Here is a 16,855-nt window from a genome sequence, read left to right as displayed (position 1 = left end):
GCTTATAAAATGTATTCCTTTTCCAAAAAGTAGCTTACCAGTGCTTCTTTCATCAATACGGATTGTTCGCCGGCCTTTAATGGGGGAAGTTCTTCCTTTATATTATAATGCGGCCAGCCCTCTTCATCAAAAAAATCGAACTCATAATACCCATAAGGTTCCAACAACCTACAAATAGCAATATGCATCAGATTTAATTTTTCGTCCTTTTTAAAGGTTTTGTGAATTTGCCCCAATTCCTGGACTCCCACCAGATATATTATCGCATCCAATTCCAACGGATCGTTGTCCGCAAATTGTGAAGACAGTTTTTTTACCAAAATCTCCCATCTATCTTTTAATTGTGTATCTCTAGACATTGTAATTTATTCAGATTTAGCTCTATTGTTACCTTCATTTATCCAAGTACAATAGAATTGTCCAAAGGTACAAATCAAAGTTTTATATTTGTCAAAAGACTTTAAGTATGGGTGTATTGGATATCATTATTGGACTACTATTACTTTATGGCCTGTACAAAGGAATTAAAAATGGTCTCTTTGTAGAAGTGGCATCTTTGGTTGCCCTTATTGCAGGTTTGTATGGTGCCATTCACTTCTCGTACATTGCAGGGGAATATCTTTCCGAAAATATGGATTGGAACGAACGATATATGAACACTACTTCTTTCTTGATCACCTTTATAATTATTGTCCTAGTGGTTAATATAGCAGGAAGACTATTGACCAAGATTGCCGATTTTGCCATGTTGGGATTACTAAATAAAATAGCAGGAGGAATATTTGGCGCTCTGAAGGTTGCTGTAATCCTAGGTGCCCTATTGATCTTTTTTGACAGGACCAATAATCAACTTGGATTTGTTAAGCAAGAGTCCATTGACGAGTCCAAACTATATAGCCCTGTAAAAGAAATAGGAGCCTTTGTTTTTAGTAAGGTGTTAAAGGAAAGTAACACATTGCAGGCCGAACCGCCCGTGAACAACGAAAAAGACACCTTCATTAAGGTAGGCGCCTAATTACATCATCCTATAGCACCAGAAAAAAAATCTGGCCTATAGGATGATATAGTCCTTCAATACAATTCCAATTATTGGGTAGCTTCCACTTTGGTATAGGTAAAAGTAACGTCTGTTTGTACCGTTAAACCATTTACATCCGTAATATTGAAATTGGAAGTAGTGGTATAGGCCGTTTTCTCCGCATTGAAAACAATTTTCAAATTTTGAGCGGAACAATTACCAATAAAACCTAGGGTGCCACTGGAGAGCTTCCAGGTCCCTTCAATCTTAACCTTATTACTGCATGTGGAAGCATTTTGCCCTTGGGCGAATTCGTAGGCGCGACCTGGGCCAAAAGTATACTCGGCATCTTTTTCGCAGTCGGTATATTGTGCATAAATATCCTTTTTAGGATTCTCCACGTTGTCTTTGGTAAGATCTACTTCTTTTTGAGCCACTATGGCCGTCATCTCCCAAGTACCGATCAAACTATTTTCTTCCTCTACGAGTGCCCCTTCAAAATCAGCAGGACATTCAACAGTATTATCCGTACTACAACCTACCAAAAGGCTGTTAAATGCAATTGCCCCAAGGAGCCCAAACCAAGTTGTTTTTTTCATATGTTGCTATTTATATTTTTATTTATAAATGCAAAAAACACAAAAGGGTTGCGTAAAAAGACCTTCATTTTTTCCTGACCAATAAGAATAATTACTGTACAACCTCTACCCATTGCCCCTTAGTACGCACCACGTAATCATTATTGTACATAGCCTCCGCCTGTATGCCGGGCATATAATATCTTCCCAAATAGGATGCGTTCAACAATACCGTAAAAGTTTTTGTTTCGTTCTTCTTCAGGTCAAAATAAAAATTGGCCCTATCATCCCTCAAATCTGTATAAGTCACTTCATTTTCCGCAAAATCTCCAAAATCCGTGAACCTTGTATTTACTATTTCCCAGCCACTAGGGAATATTTCGGACAATGCCACATTTTTGATCAATTCTGCCTTGGTATTGGTAAGCGATACTTCCGCGACAAAATCCGTGCCCTGCATTATAGAAGAAGGGTCCAATTTAATACCGTTCCTTCCCTTGAAGGTTACATTGGCTACTAAATTCCGCTGCAGTTCCCTTTCTTCTCCTACAGGCAGGATTCCACTCTTAACCATGCTTATATAGAGCAAATTCTCACCAGTATTTTTTAAATCGATAGCATTGGTGCCAGTACTAATTCCCAGTCCAATATTGGACAAGGTTTTTTCCGTATTTATAGTAGACTTACTACCATTGACCGTAATACTGGCCTTGATACCCTTACCTCCGACCATATCGGCAAATTTTGCCAGTGCCAAGAGGCAATAGGAAGTACTTTGGGTACTCATCCATTTTTCCGAACTTAAACGTTTTGCCAAATTCTTGGCCATTTCCTGAGCTTTTAACTTATCTTTTAAAAGCACGAAGGTTTCTAAGGCCATGGCCCTATTACGATCGGAAGACCCATAAGTATAGTCATCATATTTACTATCCGAAAAATCATAATTTGCGGATTTGATTATTTGTTGGGCCACAGGCTCCTGGCCAACAAGCCCATAGGCAGCTGCCAAGCGGAATTTTCCCTCGTTGGAAAGATTAAGGGTTTCCCTTAATCTGTTCATTGAAGCAATATCGGCATTACCTGACAATGCCAAGGTATATAATCTATATGCTTGGGCCAAATCAGAATATCCTGTCCCAGATCTCCATTGCCTAGCTATATTCTGCTGATAATTTACCCAAGAAGACCTGAATCCCAGAGGCAAAACATATCCCTTTTTTTCAGCTTCCAACAAAAAGTGACCCACATAGGACGAACTCCAATCATCGGCATAATTTTGTCCCGGCCAATAGGCAAAACCCCCACCTGGGGTTTGGTAACTACCAACTCTTTTTATGGCGCTTTCAATATTTTGCTGTATCTCTTTTTTCTTGGATATCCTGATATCGAAGATATCCGCAATAAACAACTGTGGAAAAGCACCGGATATGGTCTGCTCCAAACATCCATGGGGATATTGGATCAAATATTGCATTCTTCCATTAAAATTCATTGGTGGAAGTGTAGAAAATTCTACCTCTGCCCCGTTGCTGCCCGGAATACCAAAAGTCTCAAAATTGATTTTTCCACTACTCCCGGCCTCCAGGATAATATTCTCGGTAACGGTAGTTAAAGGGTTTGGATTCACTACATCGATCGGCACCTCAAAAGATGCCTTTTCACCATTCCCGTAAGCCTCTACCACCACCTTACCAATCCCCTTATAATCGGCTACCTTTAATTGGAAGTAGGCCATTTTCTCATCCGGTTGGGAGAAGGAAACATTTTGTACAGTCTTACCTACTACGCTAAAGGAAGGATCTGCCTTAATTTGCAAAGTCACCTCCTTTACCTTGTTCTCCATAGCAAAAACCGTAACCGGTAAAGTTACTGTCTCTCCTGGGGTAATTTTCCTTGGTAAGGAAGCCAATACCATAAGGGGTTTTCTCACTGGAGTTGCTTTTTCTGCCACTCCATATGCGGCCTCCCCGGAATTTCCGGCTATCACCATTGTGCGTACAGATCCAATATATTTGGGGATGTCTATTTTGTGCGCTTTTGTCTCCCCTTTATCCAAGCTGAAGGGACCCAGAAAAACCACTATAGGCTCAAAGCGATTGGCCTTTTTATTTTTGGCTCCGGCCAATTCTCCATCCCCGCCAATAGCAAATACCTGATTTATTCGTCCCCCAAAGGCCCCGATTACATCATCGTACACATCCCAACTCTTGACTCCCAGTGCCTCTCTCGCATAAAAAGAACTCCACGGATTTGGGGTTTTATAACGGGTCAGGTCCAGCAATCCTTCATCCACCATAGCTATACTATAGGTCATGGCCCTACCGTGTTTCTCATTTACCTTAAGTGTGATACTTTCCTGGGGGCTCAAGACATCCGGCATGGCAATTTCTGGCTGTAGTTTGGTCAAAGGATCTTCTACCGATATGGGGACCACCCCATACATACGAATAGGGGAATCGTTTATAGTAGAGGCATGGGGCTGTAACAAACTAATATTAATGTATACATTGGGAGTATATAATTCAGATATGGGAATTTCAAATTTTGTTTCCCCTTTTTTGGCCTCCACCCAAAGTGAATTTAGGACTTCACTACCATTTTCAATGGTAACCAATGCCCTTCCCCCTTCAGAACCAGGAAAAGTAACAGTGGCCGTTTCCCCCACTTTATAGACTTCCTTGTCCGTAGAGAATATTAACATAGTAGCAGCGGAAGGATCATTTTTCATGGATTTTCCCGCCCATCCCGGCCAATCTATATAAATTGTTTTACCGGTCGCATGACCCCCTTTCGGGTCTTCCACCCGCACCAAGTATCGCCCCCAATCGGGATATTTTAACTCAAAGTTAAATGATGCCTTACCGCTGGCATTGGTACTAATGGTTTCCTCGAATACTTTCTCCTGATACTCACTGCTACTAAAATTGGATAGATTATCGGCAGAAGTCTCCCACCACCATCTCCAGCTAACTTTATAAATTGCCACTTTTAAATTCTTGGTAGATTTGGCATTGCCCATTTCATCAACCGTTACCAATTCAAACTTATGGGGTTGATCTGTAAGCAACATGCCCCTGGTCTTATCGCCCTTGGGCACATTCAACCCCACATAGGTACTGAATGGCGAAAATTGCTTCGTAAAGACATCCGTACTAAAATCGCCACCGTTTTCGTATACCTTGGTAATAAACGCTGCCGTTAGCATTCCTGGAGCCTGGCTATTAATTTGTGGGCTTATACTAAAGTCCGCTTTACCTTCGGCATTGACAGCACTATTAAAAATAATCTGATCCTCAGTGGCAAACGCCCTTGTGGGATCATCGAAAACATAAGCCGGAAAATTCTTAAAAGTCGTAGTCTCCACATTGAACCTAGCCGTAATATCCGCTTTCAGGTTTTTGGCCACCGCACCGTGAAGCCAAGCCACCTCCAGCCTCCCTTTTATGGGTCTACCGCTAGTCAACACCTCATTTTCAAACGCGGTCTTAATCTTTAATCGATTGGGCTTTATTGTTTCAATCCTAATGGTTTTGGTAAAGGTTGCCCCTCCTACAGACACCTTCGCTATCCAATTGCCGGTAGGTGCATTCTCATCCGTCCTTAAAACAAAACTATAAAAATTGTTGAGGGAATTAGTCCTTATTTCCCGGTGCACGATCTTGTTGTAGGGATCTATCAATTCCAATTTTACGGGATGTCCTACGGGGAGCTTATTGGCCTTATCGTTCAATATAAAGGAAAGAAAAAGCTCGTCGCCAGGACGCCAGACACCCCTTTCCCCAAAAATAAAACCTTTGATCCCCTTTTGCAATGCAACCCCATCAATATTAAACTTACTGACGGACAGGGCGTTTCCGTCATTTAGTTTAACATAGGTCTTGTGACCATTGCTCTCTGCTACTGCAAAGTAGGCCAAATTATCGGTATCGAAGAGAGCGGTGCCATCCAATTCGGTTGTTACCTGTCCAATGGGCTGCTGCTGGTAATTATAGAAAGTTACCTTGGCCCCTGCAACGGGATCGGTACTTATAATGTCATTGACCGCTACAAAATAACTTTTGTTCACCCCTTGTTTTACGATTACTCCCAGATCCGAGGCCAAAACATTGGCCCCCACCGTTTTATCATAGTAATAGGAAGTATGGCAAGGGTTATCACGTTGATTCCAATCATAGTTGAAGTAATAGTCTTCATAATAGGATTCCACCCCGTCCCATGAACTATTTTCCGTTTCTTGATCAAAAACATCTTCCGATGAAGTTTCCTGTTCAAAATTGGTATCGTCACATTTAAAAAGGCTATACGAGGGTTTAAAACCAAGTTCGACCCTATAAATTGCCCCTACCTCGGACGTAATAAGTGTTTCTAAATCTATTGCATGCGCCGACCATTTTCCATTATTCCCACTAAGACTGTTTTCCAAATCCAATTTTTTGGAGGCTATTGGCCGTGCGACCGTCTTTAGGTTATAGCTCCCATTAAGATCATTTCCCTGTAGGAACTGCAGAACATTGTCCTCAAAAATCTTATAGACAGTAATATCAACAGATTTCAGATTTACAGCTTCAAAATTGATTTTCAAATTATTGGAGGAGGGTAAAATCGTACCATTGGACAAGAGTCGTACTTCCGGTTTTATTTGTTCGAACGCTACCCGCTCTACAAGCTTTGTCTTTAGCTTGTACCCATCAATACTTTCAATCCCCTCAAAAACCTCGAGCTGAAGTGTTGTGCTCATCTCCTTGGATGGGTATATCTTCAAGGTATTCCCTACAACATCATATTTAAGGTTGCCATCACCTTCCAACACCACCAAACCCTTAAAGTTTTGTCCTTTTTTTAGGGGATCCGAAAAATTGATATTAATGATTTGGTTTTCCCCGGTCTCCAAACTAACATCCAGAATACTAAAATTACTCTTGCCGGGGATCTTGATCGTATTTTTTCCAACACTTTCAATATCCATACCGGTGCCATCCCAGACTACCTCCAGGTCCGTATCCTCTGTAAATCTCTGGATACTATCGATCTTAAAATAAAACTGGGTTCCTTCACTTATGGATTCATCAAATTTAACAGAAACCTTTTTTCCCTGTTGTTTCACTTCCAGCAACTGCTTGGCATTTTCTAAACTTAATTGATCGGCACTTTTCAATTGTCCTTCCATATATTGATAATCCTTGGAATAGGATTGCAGCGCCTGGGTATACACATTAAACTGTTGTTTCAATGTTTTCAGCTCAAAATTAAAATCGCGCAATTCCTTTGGGACCCCAGATATTATAGACCCAAGGTTCAATGTAAACCTATAGTTGCTATCCTGTAGAAAACCGGCTTCGGGTATAAAAGCAATGGTTCTACTATCCAAGGCTATCACCTTGCCACTTGTCTTGGGAAATACAACTAGTAAATCGCCATCCAGTTCCTTTCCGCTTTCCCATGAATCAATTGGGCGACTCAACACTACCCTTACATCGGCTTTTGCAGAAATGATTCCATGGGACACTTCCGTTATATATTCCTGATAAAGATTTAAGTTGTCTATTGAAGTTTTTCCAGTCTCTTTTTTCGGGTTACAACCAACTATAAATAGAAATACTAGGGTGCGGACAAGTAATTTCATGAAAAGAACCAATTTTGTACCGTAAAGATAAAAGGATTTCCATTTAGGAGATATTATTTGACCTAATTAAGCAAGGCACAAGATTTTTTTCCTTTTATTTTTATTCTAGATGCAGTCTTAAAAATTCGAAATTCCTAGTCTGTATGGCATGTGGAGTGTTAGGTTTACCAATTACGTAATCCTTGGATTACAGGATTCATAACGAGCTATGCATTTCGTCGAATAAATCACTTAATTCAACTTCGGGATAAATAAATTCTTTAATATTACAACTATTGGTTACGAGAAGCCAATTACGAGAACATAAGAATACCCCATTCTTCCCTTTCTTCCTACTTACAAATAGAACATTATATGAAAATGAAATTGCATTATTTTGTAATGCTTTTGTTCGCATTTGTAGTAGTCTCATGCAGCACAGAGTCTATAGAGCCGGCAGTTAGTCCCGAAGCCGAAAATGCGGTCGAGGTGGAACAGGAATTACTCGGGATCGTCAACGACCATCGTACCTCCCTAGGCTATAACAATTTGGATTTTAGTGTAGTGGCTTATGAGTATGCCAACAAGCATACCGACTATATGATAGCCAAAGGCTCTATTAACCACGACAATTTTAGCGCACGGGCATCCGATATTTCCCAAGCAGTAAATGCCTCTTTTGTCTCGGAAAATGTTGCCAAAGATTATGATTCTGCCCTGGAAGCCTTTCAAAAATGGTTGGCCAGTTCTGACCATAAAAAAACTATGGAGGGAGAATTTACGCATACCGCGGTAAGTGTAAAGAGAAACACCGAAGGCAAACTATATTTTACACAACTCTTCTACCGATAGTCTTCTAAAAAGCAGATTACTTTTATTATTTTTGATATTAAACCGCGTTTTAATATTTGATAGCTGAGCAGTTACTATCAATTTTGAACTGCTGGTGGTATATAATATTAACTTCTATAAGATGCGCTATGTCCATAAAAAAACCATTCAATCTAAATAAATGGATTTCCGAGAATAGGGATACTTTAAAACCCCCTGTAGGCAATAAAAACCTATACAAGGAATCGGGAGACTATATTGTTATGATTGTTGCCGGGCCCAATGCCAGAAAGGACTACCATTATAATGAAACAGAGGAACTGTTTTATCAGTTGGAAGGTAATATTGAGGTCCATATTCAAGAAAATGGTCAAAAAAAAACCATGCAATTAGGCCCAGGGGACATGTACCTGCACCCGGCCAAAGTACCTCATTCCCCAGTTAGGAAGGAAGGGTCCATAGGTCTGGTCATTGAACGTAAACGGGCCGAGATGAACGTTGAAGATGGCTTGCTTTGGTTTTGCGATAACTGCAACAACAAACTTTATGAAGTTTACTTCACTTTGAATGATATTGAAAAAGACTTCCTAGGGCATTTTAAAACCTTTTATGGTTCCAAGGAACTTAGAACCTGTAGCAATTGCGGTACTATAATGCCCGTAGACGAAAGGTTTATTGCCAAGGAAGACCAATAACCAGTATCTCTATTTAATAAAACCTCTAAACTTCTATATTCAACCTAAAACCATAAATTAGGTTATTAAACATTTATGGTTGGTTATATCTTAGACTGCACATTAATTTGTAGATTTGAAAAATATAACAATTAACGATAAAATAGTTATAAATGTCAAAAATTGCGAAAGAATTTGGAATCCAGGAAGCCTTAAAAAAATTAGGCATCAAAACTATAAACCATGGAACCTCAACTGGTTCGGATAATTTTTCCAGCGGTGAGGAGATAAGCTCATATTCCCCTGTTGATGGTGCATTAATTGCCAAAGTAAAGACGACCTCTAAAGAGGATTATGAAAAAGTGATGGGTGCGGCCACCAACGCATTTAAAATTTGGAGAACAAAACCCGCTCCCCAAAGGGGAGAAATAGTACGCCAGCTTGGCGATAAGCTTCGTGAACTTAAGGAACCTTTGGGAAAGTTGGTTTCCTATGAAATGGGAAAATCTTATCAAGAAGGTTTGGGAGAGGTTCAGGAAATGATCGATATCTGCGATTTTGCCGTTGGTCTATCCAGACAGTTGCATGGACTTACCATGCACTCCGAAAGGCCGGGACATAGAATGTACGAACAATATCATCCTTTAGGGGTGGTTGGAATAATTTCAGCCTTTAATTTCCCAGTGGCCGTATGGGCATGGAATACTGCCTTGGCATGGGTTTCGGGAGACGTTTGCATTTGGAAGCCCAGTGAAAAAACACCCCTATGTGGCGTGGCCTGCCAAAACATTACAGCTAGCGTGTTTAGGGAGAATAACCTTCCGGAAGGTATTTCCAGTTTGATCAATGGTGATTATAAGGTAGGTGAGTATATGACCCATGACAAAAGAATTCCTCTGGTATCTGCAACAGGCTCCATACGTATGGGGAAAATTGTGGCCCAAGCAGTAGCTGCACGATTGGGGAAATCACTATTGGAACTGGGAGGAAACAATGCAATTATCGTAACCCCGGATGCAGATATAAAAATGACAGTTATTGGAGCTGTTTTTGGCGCCGTTGGCACAGCAGGCCAGCGTTGTACCTCCACACGAAGATTAATAATACACGATTCTATTTACGACAAGGTGAAAGATGCTATCGTTACCGCTTACAGGCAATTGCGAATCGGAAATCCACTGGATCAGAACAACCATGTAGGTCCATTGATCGATACCGATGCGGTTAAGATGTACCAACAGGCGCTTAAGAAGGTTGTGGAAGAAGGAGGCAATCTTATTGTTGAAGGTGGCGTTTTGCAGGGGGAAGGATACGAAAGTGGATGCTATGTACAACCTGCCATTGCCGAAGCGACCAACACTTATGAGATTGTACAGCACGAGACTTTTGCCCCAATATTATATCTCTTAAAGTATTCCGGGGATGTAGAAAACGCCATAGCCATTCAGAATGGGGTTGTACAGGGACTATCCTCGGCAATAATGACAAATAATCTGCGGGAAGCAGAACGCTTTTTATCCGTCCAAGGTAGCGATTGCGGTATAGCCAATGTTAATATTGGAACTTCCGGTGCCGAAATAGGAGGAGCTTTTGGCGGGGAAAAAGAAACAGGTGGAGGACGTGAATCTGGCTCGGATGCATGGAAAATCTATATGAGAAGACAGACCAACACTATAAACTATACCACAGAATTGCCTTTAGCTCAAGGGATAAAGTTTGACCTTTAAAAGCAAATCCCATTAAAAAACCCGCTATGTACTGGTAGTGAACCAGTACATAGCGGGTTTAAAACTAACCAACCAAATTACATCCTGAAGCAGCTCTATACTCCAAGACAAAAAGTTATAATTTGACAGTTTGGGATTTAATAAACCCGTAGCCACTTGAAAATTTCCCCTCCCCCCGAATAGGTCCATTAGAAATAGCTGCGGGTTTAACCAAACTAACTCAAATAATTATGGTGTAAAAGACCTATTTCAATGCCGGAACTTCGTCGGGAGAAATAAGGTCTTTATTATTATAATATTTACGCTAAAGTCTATATTTCAATCCATGTTTAAAAGCAAAATTATATAGATGGTAATAAAACGTGTATAATTGGTAAATTTTCCACGTACCGCTCTTAATTCTTGCCCCAATTTTACGCCCTAAAGTTCGAGAAATATTGGCTCTTAACAAATCCTGGAATCTTCCTTAAACCTAAATAACGAGATGAATTATCAAAGGGGTTGGGACTCTTCAAACAGATCCAATAATTTTCCTAACTAATTGAAACGGAATAATTAAGACGGTTTTTTTAACATTTAAGGGAATTTTTTAATACATTTAGACAAAACCCTAACAGCCATTCGAAATGTCAAAAAGAACAACCAATATATTAGGTATTGTTATTGCCATTGTTGCTGGAACCTATTTTAACCTCATGTTGTGCAATACATGCACTACCAAAACAGATGTTGTTTCCTCCGTTGAAAATATCGAGGATGTTGCTAAAAATAGAATGCTGGCCGAGGAAAAAATAATACAACAGAACCTTGATCAAAATAACTAACCCAAAACAATATAGCACATGGAAAACACTAATATTTGGTGCTGGTTAATCCCCGCCATCGTAGGTATTGTCTGCGCCTTATTTGGCTACTTAATCGGAAAAGGCGGGAGTACCCAATTAGACGAAAGTCCAGAATTAAAAATACTAAAGGATAAAAACACAAAACTGGAAGCCGAATTAGCATCCTGTAACAAACAACTATCCCAAAAATCGGAGCTTGTTGTTCCTGCGGAACCTATTTCCCCAATAGTCCCTGCAGAAGCATTGCTTCCTTTTAATGCACAAGCCGCAAAATCTGTCTTTGGCAAAACTATAAAACAGAACGATTTAAAGATTGTGGAAGGAATTGGTCCTAAAATTCAGCAACTATTCAATTCTTTTGATATTAAAACATGGAAAGATTTGTCCGAAACCGCTGTAGCCAAATGTCAGGAGATATTGAACAGCGGAGGAGCACGTTATAAAATTCACGATCCCGCCTCTTGGCCCATGCAGGCGAAAATGGCTTATGAGGGCAAATGGAAAGAATTACACAAGTGGCAGGAAGAACACAAAAGAGGGAAACTATAATTATTGTAATCATCTTAAAACATATGGGTATTACTTTGCCATATGGATAGAGTGCAAAAAAAGTGAAGCTATCACTAGCTTCACTTTCTAATCAATTATGTGGACAGCTGCCTCAATGTTTATGGCATTATACCATTCTTCCATTAGCTTCCACCCACTTAAACCTATAGTCGTCCTCAGGGAATTTCATCCTGCTGGCGATTCGCTCCAATCTATCCGGTAATTTCATCAAATAGTCCCTTGCCCTTTCCGCATCATCATTAAGACTTCTAATGCTATCCAATTCCCAATAGCTATTCAATTTTTTCAAAATATCTATATAATCCTGTGCAGTGTAAACTCCCAATCTTTGGGCACAATTGGAAAAGTTCTCAAAAGCCGTCCCTATATTTCCTCCAGACTCCCTTAAGAAATGGGCAGGCATTACAATTTTTTTCTTCATCATATCGGCAAAGGCCAACATCATCTGACTGGGGTCGTTTTCAAAAATTACCTTAACAAACTCCCTATAGGCCAAATGATGACGCATTTCGTCTCCCGCGATAATGGTACACATTTTACCAAGTAGTGTATTGCCCCCCTTTTTACACATTTGACCTACCCTTTTATGTGAAATATTGGTAGCCAACTCTTGAAAAGAGGTATACACAAAGTTTTTATAAGGATCTCTGTCCGTTCCTATATCGAACCCATCCGCAATTAGATGCTGGGTGGTGATTTCCATTTCCCGCATATTCACCCTCCCGGCCAAATAAAGATATTTGTTAAGCACATCACCATGTCTATTTTCCTCAGCGGTCCAATGACGCACCCATTTGGACCAGCCATTCTTGTTTTCACCATGTTGGTCTATTCCTTCCACATCCATAAGCCAAGATTCGTAGGTAGGCAGTGCCTCCTCGGTAATAGTATCCGCTACCAAGGTAACCCAAAGATCATACCCCAATTCCTTGGCTTCCTCGCGTATCTGAGTTACGTGATCCATAAAGCCTTCACTTTGTGTATCAGGTAAAAAATCTGTGGGTTGCCAAATATCTTGTATTGGAATAAGGTACTGGTCTATAAAACCATCCACCTTACCCTCAATGGACTTCATTACTTCTATTCTAACGTTCTTATTTGACATTCTTCAAATTTTATGTAAATATCCTTAATAATCTTGATAATTTCCCCCAATAGACAGTTAATTTTGGTTCCTTCCCATTTCCGAGGGATAAAACAAATATACCGGATCACTTTGCCAATATTGTTTTGATCCAACATCCATAATGGTCAAAGGACCTCTAAAGGCAGCTCCTGTGTCAACATTCCATATATTGGCGGCATTCTTTGGGGTTGTCCTACCAATCCGGGTTACTGGCGTATGACCAATAAAAATTTCCTTGTAATGCGTTAACCTTTGAGGATAAAAATCATCCACTTTGGTCAACGATGGATCTAAAGACAATGCCAATTCCCAAAGGGTTCTATCCCAATAATAGGTTTTGGTAAAATATTCATGCCCTACACCCCTTAAGTTAGTAAATCCTGCGTGGATAAACAAGCGATTTTCAGCGTCAAGAATATAATTCTCCAAATTATCGTAAAACTCAATATGGGCTTCTTTTATTTCATCCCCTACTAGCCGATAAGAATTTTGGGTTGCACTCCCTCCATGCTGTAACCATACAGGATTATTATCCCCACTTTTTAACCAATCATTGCAAAGTTCATCATGATTTCCCCTAATAAAAGAGCAATTGTGTGTAAGCCTAAGCTCCATTAAAAAATTTACCGTATCAACGGCTTCACTCCAACCATCCACATAATCCCCCAAAAAAATAAGATGGTCACTGGGGCTTACATTTGCCCTTATCAATACCTGCTTCAAGGCCTTTAAACCTGAATGCAGGTCTCCGATTACCAATGTTCTCATTTGGCAAAAATCGCAAATACCACTTTAATATCCATGGCAAAACAACTAAAAATGGATTTTCACAGTGAATTGATTATTAATCCTAGAATCAACTCGTAATACCGAATGAATAAAAAGCCCATCGGACAAGACCAAACAAGATGAAAATATATCAACCAAAATAAAAAGCCGGCAGGCTACCATTACTGGAATTTCATTTAAAATGACAGCCTAAATGAAATTAAAATTGATAAAAAGTGAAATTTATTTGTTAACTTTTTTATGTTGATAAATCTTTATTGTGTTGATTTTCAATTATTTATAGGTTATTTCTTGTAAACTTTCATGATAAATATCATGTTTTTATTTCTACTTTTTTTAATACTTTTGTCCTTTATTCCAAGTTTACTACAACCATTAAAAATCATTATATGCCAACAAAAATTGCCCAAGGGCCCCAAAAGACTTACAGTCAGAAAGAAGCCTTTAATGCTTCATTGAAATATTTTAAAGGCGATGATCTTGCTGCCAGGGTATGGGTAAACAAATATGCCCTAAAAGACTCCGAAGGGAATATTTATGAGCTAACCCCTAATGATATGCACCATAGGATAGCTAGGGAGGTTTCCAGAATAGAACAAAAATATCCAAACCCACTTAAAGAAGAAGAAGTCTTTGACCTAATCAAAAACTTCAAATACATAGTCCCACAGGGTAGCCCAATGGCAGGTATTGGCAATCCATTTCAAATCGCTTCTTTATCAAATTGCTTTGTAATAGGAAATGAAGGTCAGTCCGATTCTTACGGGGGAATCATGAAAATAGACCAGGAACAGGTTCAACTTATGAAACGCCGTGGGGGTGTTGGGCATGACCTTTCCCATATACGGCCAAAAGGGTCGCCGGTAAAAAACTCGGCCTTAACCTCAACGGGCTTGGTGCCTTTTATGGAAAGATATTCCAATACTACCAGGGAAGTGGCCCAAGATGGCAGAAGGGGAGCTTTAATGTTATCGGTCTCCATAAACCATCCTGATGCAGAAGATTTTATAGATGCTAAAATGGAACAGGGCAAGGTAACGGGAGCCAATGTTTCCGTTAGAATGGACGATGATTTTATGAAGGCAGTTGAAACTGGACAGCCCTATACCCAAAAATTTCCGGTTCAAAGCCCCAACCCCAAAGTATCCAAGACTATAGATGCCCAAAAACTTTGGGGAAAAATAGTCCATAATGCTTGGCAATCGGCAGAACCGGGTATTTTGTTTTGGGATACCATAATAAAGGAATCCGTTCCTGATTGTTATTCAGATTTAGGCTACAACACCGTCTCTACCAATCCCTGTGGGGAAATTCCGTTATGTCCATATGATTCCTGTCGCTTGTTGGCCATTAATCTTTTCTCCTATGTAAATCAGCCTTTTACTGATAATGCCAGCTTTGATTTTAAACTTTTTAAAGAACATATTGCTGCTGCCCAACGGATTATGGACGATATCATAGACCTTGAATTGGAGAAAGTAGATGCAATTCTGGAAAAAATAAAATCCGATCCGGAATTGGAAGAAACCAAAGCCGTAGAATATAATTTATGGAGCAACATTAAAGAAAAGGCCGAACAGGGACGCAGAACGGGAATCGGAATTACGGCCGAGGGAGATATGCTGGCAGCACTTGGCCTGCGTTATGGAAGTGAAGAGGCCAACAATTTTGCGATCGAAGTACATAAGACTATTGCCCTAGAAGCTTATAGAGCTTCGGTACACACCGCTAAAGATCGTGGCGCTTTTCAAATTTTTGATGCGGAAAGGGAAAAAAACAACCCCTTTATCACAAGGCTTAAGGAAGCTGATGAAAAGCTATATTATGAAATGTTGGAATACGGCCGAAGAAATATCGCCCTATTGACCATTGCGCCCACAGGGACTACAAGTTTAATGACCCAAACCACCTCTGGTATAGAACCGGTTTTCCTGCCTGTTTACAAACGCCGCAGAAAAGTAAACCCCAATGACAAGGATGTCCGTATTGACTTTGTAGATGAAGTTGGGGATTCTTGGGAAGAATACTTGGTTTTCCATCATAAATTTAAACAATGGATGACCGTCAAGGGAATTGATACCGAAAAAAATTATTCCCAAGAAGAGTTACAGAAGATTGTAGAAAGTTCTCCGTATTTTAAAGCTACTTCCAACGATGTGGATTGGCTGAGCAAAGTCCGTTTACAAGGTGCGGTGCAAAAATGGGTAGACCACTCCATTAGTGTCACTATAAACCTTCCGAACGATGTATCCGAAGAATTGGTCGGTAAACTCTATTTGGAAGCTTGGAAAGCAGGTTGCAAGGGTGTCACTGTCTATAGGGATGGTTCCAGATCCGGTGTTTTGATCTCCAATGAATCAAAGAAATCTGAAAATGAGGAATCCCTTACCCATTTCCCTACAAAGCGACCCCAAATTTTGGATGCGGATGTGGTCCGACTTCAAAATAATAAAGAAAAATGGATTGCCTTTATTGGCCTCATAAACGACCAGCCCTATGAAATTTTCACTGGTATGGCCGATGACGAGGACGGTATCTTAATTCCCAGATGGGTAAATGACGGAGTCATCATAAAAAGCAGGAATGAGGACGGTTCTTCGCGATATGACTTTCAGTACAAGAACAAAAGAGGCTACAAAACAACCATTGAAGGGCTATCCCATAAATTCAATCCCGAATATTGGAACTATGCCAAATTAATTTCCAGCACCCTACGCCACGGCATGCCGATAGAAAAAGTGGTAGACCTTATCAATAGTCTACAACTGGACAGCGAATCTATCAACACCTGGAAAAATGGGGTTGCAAGAGCTCTGAAAAGATATGTAGCCGATGGCACGGAAGCCAAGGGACAAAAATGTGATTCCTGTAATTCCAAGAATCTGATTTACCAAGAAGGATGCCTTACCTGTAAGGATTGCGGTTCGTCCAAATGCGGATAGGCCTGTACTCTTTGGATCTAGAAATTTACTCCTAAAAATTAAGCCCCTAACTGTATACAATTAGGGGCTTTTTTAGTATTAGTGCTTATTTCTCTTTATTTTAGATCAGTCATTTTAAAAAAGGGTAGAAACCTAGATGATTAAGATAATTAT

Annotated in this window: 12 protein-coding genes; 7 read left to right on the top strand and 5 right to left on the bottom strand. The window is 40.0% G+C overall.

Features of this window, described 5'->3' with window-relative positions; translation table 11 throughout:
- Nucleotides 1-2 precede the first annotated feature (2 nt).
- Nucleotides 3-359 carry a hypothetical protein gene (locus tag MWU84_RS01690; protein ID WP_246897499.1) on the bottom strand — a complete coding sequence of 119 codons (357 nt, stop codon included), beginning with the start codon at nt 357-359 and terminating at the stop codon, nt 3-5.
- Nucleotides 360-466: 107 nt separating this feature from the next.
- Between MWU84_RS01690 and MWU84_RS01685 the strand changes: the two genes are divergently transcribed.
- Nucleotides 467-1,015 (top strand): CvpA family protein, encoded by a 549-nt coding sequence (locus MWU84_RS01685; protein ID WP_246897497.1) that lies wholly within the window; start codon nt 467-469, stop codon nt 1,013-1,015.
- Nucleotides 1,016-1,086: 71 nt separating this feature from the next.
- On the opposite strand, the gene MWU84_RS01680 is transcribed toward MWU84_RS01685, so the two are convergent.
- Nucleotides 1,087-1,617 carry a DUF5004 domain-containing protein gene (locus MWU84_RS01680; RefSeq protein WP_246897494.1) on the bottom strand — a complete coding sequence of 177 codons (531 nt, stop codon included), beginning with the start codon at nt 1,615-1,617 and terminating at the stop codon, nt 1,087-1,089.
- Between the two features lie 91 nt (nt 1,618-1,708).
- Complete coding sequence (locus MWU84_RS01675; RefSeq protein ID WP_246897492.1) at nt 1,709-7,219, bottom strand: MG2 domain-containing protein; 5,511 nt, start codon at nt 7,217-7,219, stop codon at nt 1,709-1,711.
- Between the two features lie 354 nt (nt 7,220-7,573).
- Between MWU84_RS01675 and MWU84_RS01670 the strand changes: the two genes are divergently transcribed.
- From MWU84_RS01670 to MWU84_RS01650, 5 genes are all read left to right on the top strand, one after another.
- Entirely contained in the window at nt 7,574-8,050 is a 477-nt protein-coding gene (locus tag MWU84_RS01670) for a CAP domain-containing protein (protein WP_246897489.1), read from the top strand.
- A 128-nt stretch (nt 8,051-8,178) separates the two neighbouring features.
- Nucleotides 8,179-8,724 carry a 3-hydroxyanthranilate 3,4-dioxygenase gene (locus MWU84_RS01665; RefSeq protein ID WP_246897486.1) on the top strand — a complete coding sequence of 182 codons (546 nt, stop codon included), beginning with the start codon at nt 8,179-8,181 and terminating at the stop codon, nt 8,722-8,724.
- Nucleotides 8,725-8,876: 152 nt separating this feature from the next.
- Nucleotides 8,877-10,430 carry an aldehyde dehydrogenase family protein gene (locus MWU84_RS01660; RefSeq protein WP_246897483.1) on the top strand — a complete coding sequence of 518 codons (1,554 nt, stop codon included), beginning with the start codon at nt 8,877-8,879 and terminating at the stop codon, nt 10,428-10,430.
- A 626-nt stretch (nt 10,431-11,056) separates the two neighbouring features.
- Nucleotides 11,057-11,254 carry a hypothetical protein gene (locus MWU84_RS01655; protein WP_246897480.1) on the top strand — a complete coding sequence of 66 codons (198 nt, stop codon included), beginning with the start codon at nt 11,057-11,059 and terminating at the stop codon, nt 11,252-11,254.
- Nucleotides 11,255-11,272: 18 nt separating this feature from the next.
- Nucleotides 11,273-11,824 (top strand): hypothetical protein, encoded by a 552-nt coding sequence (locus MWU84_RS01650; RefSeq protein WP_246897478.1) that lies wholly within the window; start codon nt 11,273-11,275, stop codon nt 11,822-11,824.
- Nucleotides 11,825-11,951: 127 nt separating this feature from the next.
- On the opposite strand, the gene MWU84_RS01645 is transcribed toward MWU84_RS01650, so the two are convergent.
- Nucleotides 11,952-12,950 (bottom strand): acyl-ACP desaturase, encoded by a 999-nt coding sequence (locus tag MWU84_RS01645; protein WP_246897476.1) that lies wholly within the window; start codon nt 12,948-12,950, stop codon nt 11,952-11,954.
- 57 nt (nt 12,951-13,007) lie between these two features.
- Nucleotides 13,008-13,739, bottom strand: a complete 732-nt coding sequence (locus tag MWU84_RS01640; protein ID WP_246897474.1) for a metallophosphoesterase — start codon at nt 13,737-13,739, stop codon at nt 13,008-13,010.
- Between the two features lie 410 nt (nt 13,740-14,149).
- Here MWU84_RS01640 and MWU84_RS01635 point away from each other — a divergent pair, with 410 nt between their 5' ends.
- Nucleotides 14,150-16,702: an adenosylcobalamin-dependent ribonucleoside-diphosphate reductase gene (locus MWU84_RS01635; RefSeq protein WP_246897472.1), complete on the top strand. Its 2,553-nt coding sequence runs from the start codon at nt 14,150-14,152 to the stop codon at nt 16,700-16,702.
- Nucleotides 16,703-16,855 lie beyond the last annotated feature (153 nt).

The organism is Arenibacter sp. F20364, from assembly GCF_023015905.1.
Classification (GTDB): domain Bacteria; phylum Bacteroidota; class Bacteroidia; order Flavobacteriales; family Flavobacteriaceae; genus Arenibacter.
The sequence above is the reverse complement of the archived record's forward strand: the minus strand, read 5'-3'. Positions and strand labels throughout refer to the sequence as shown.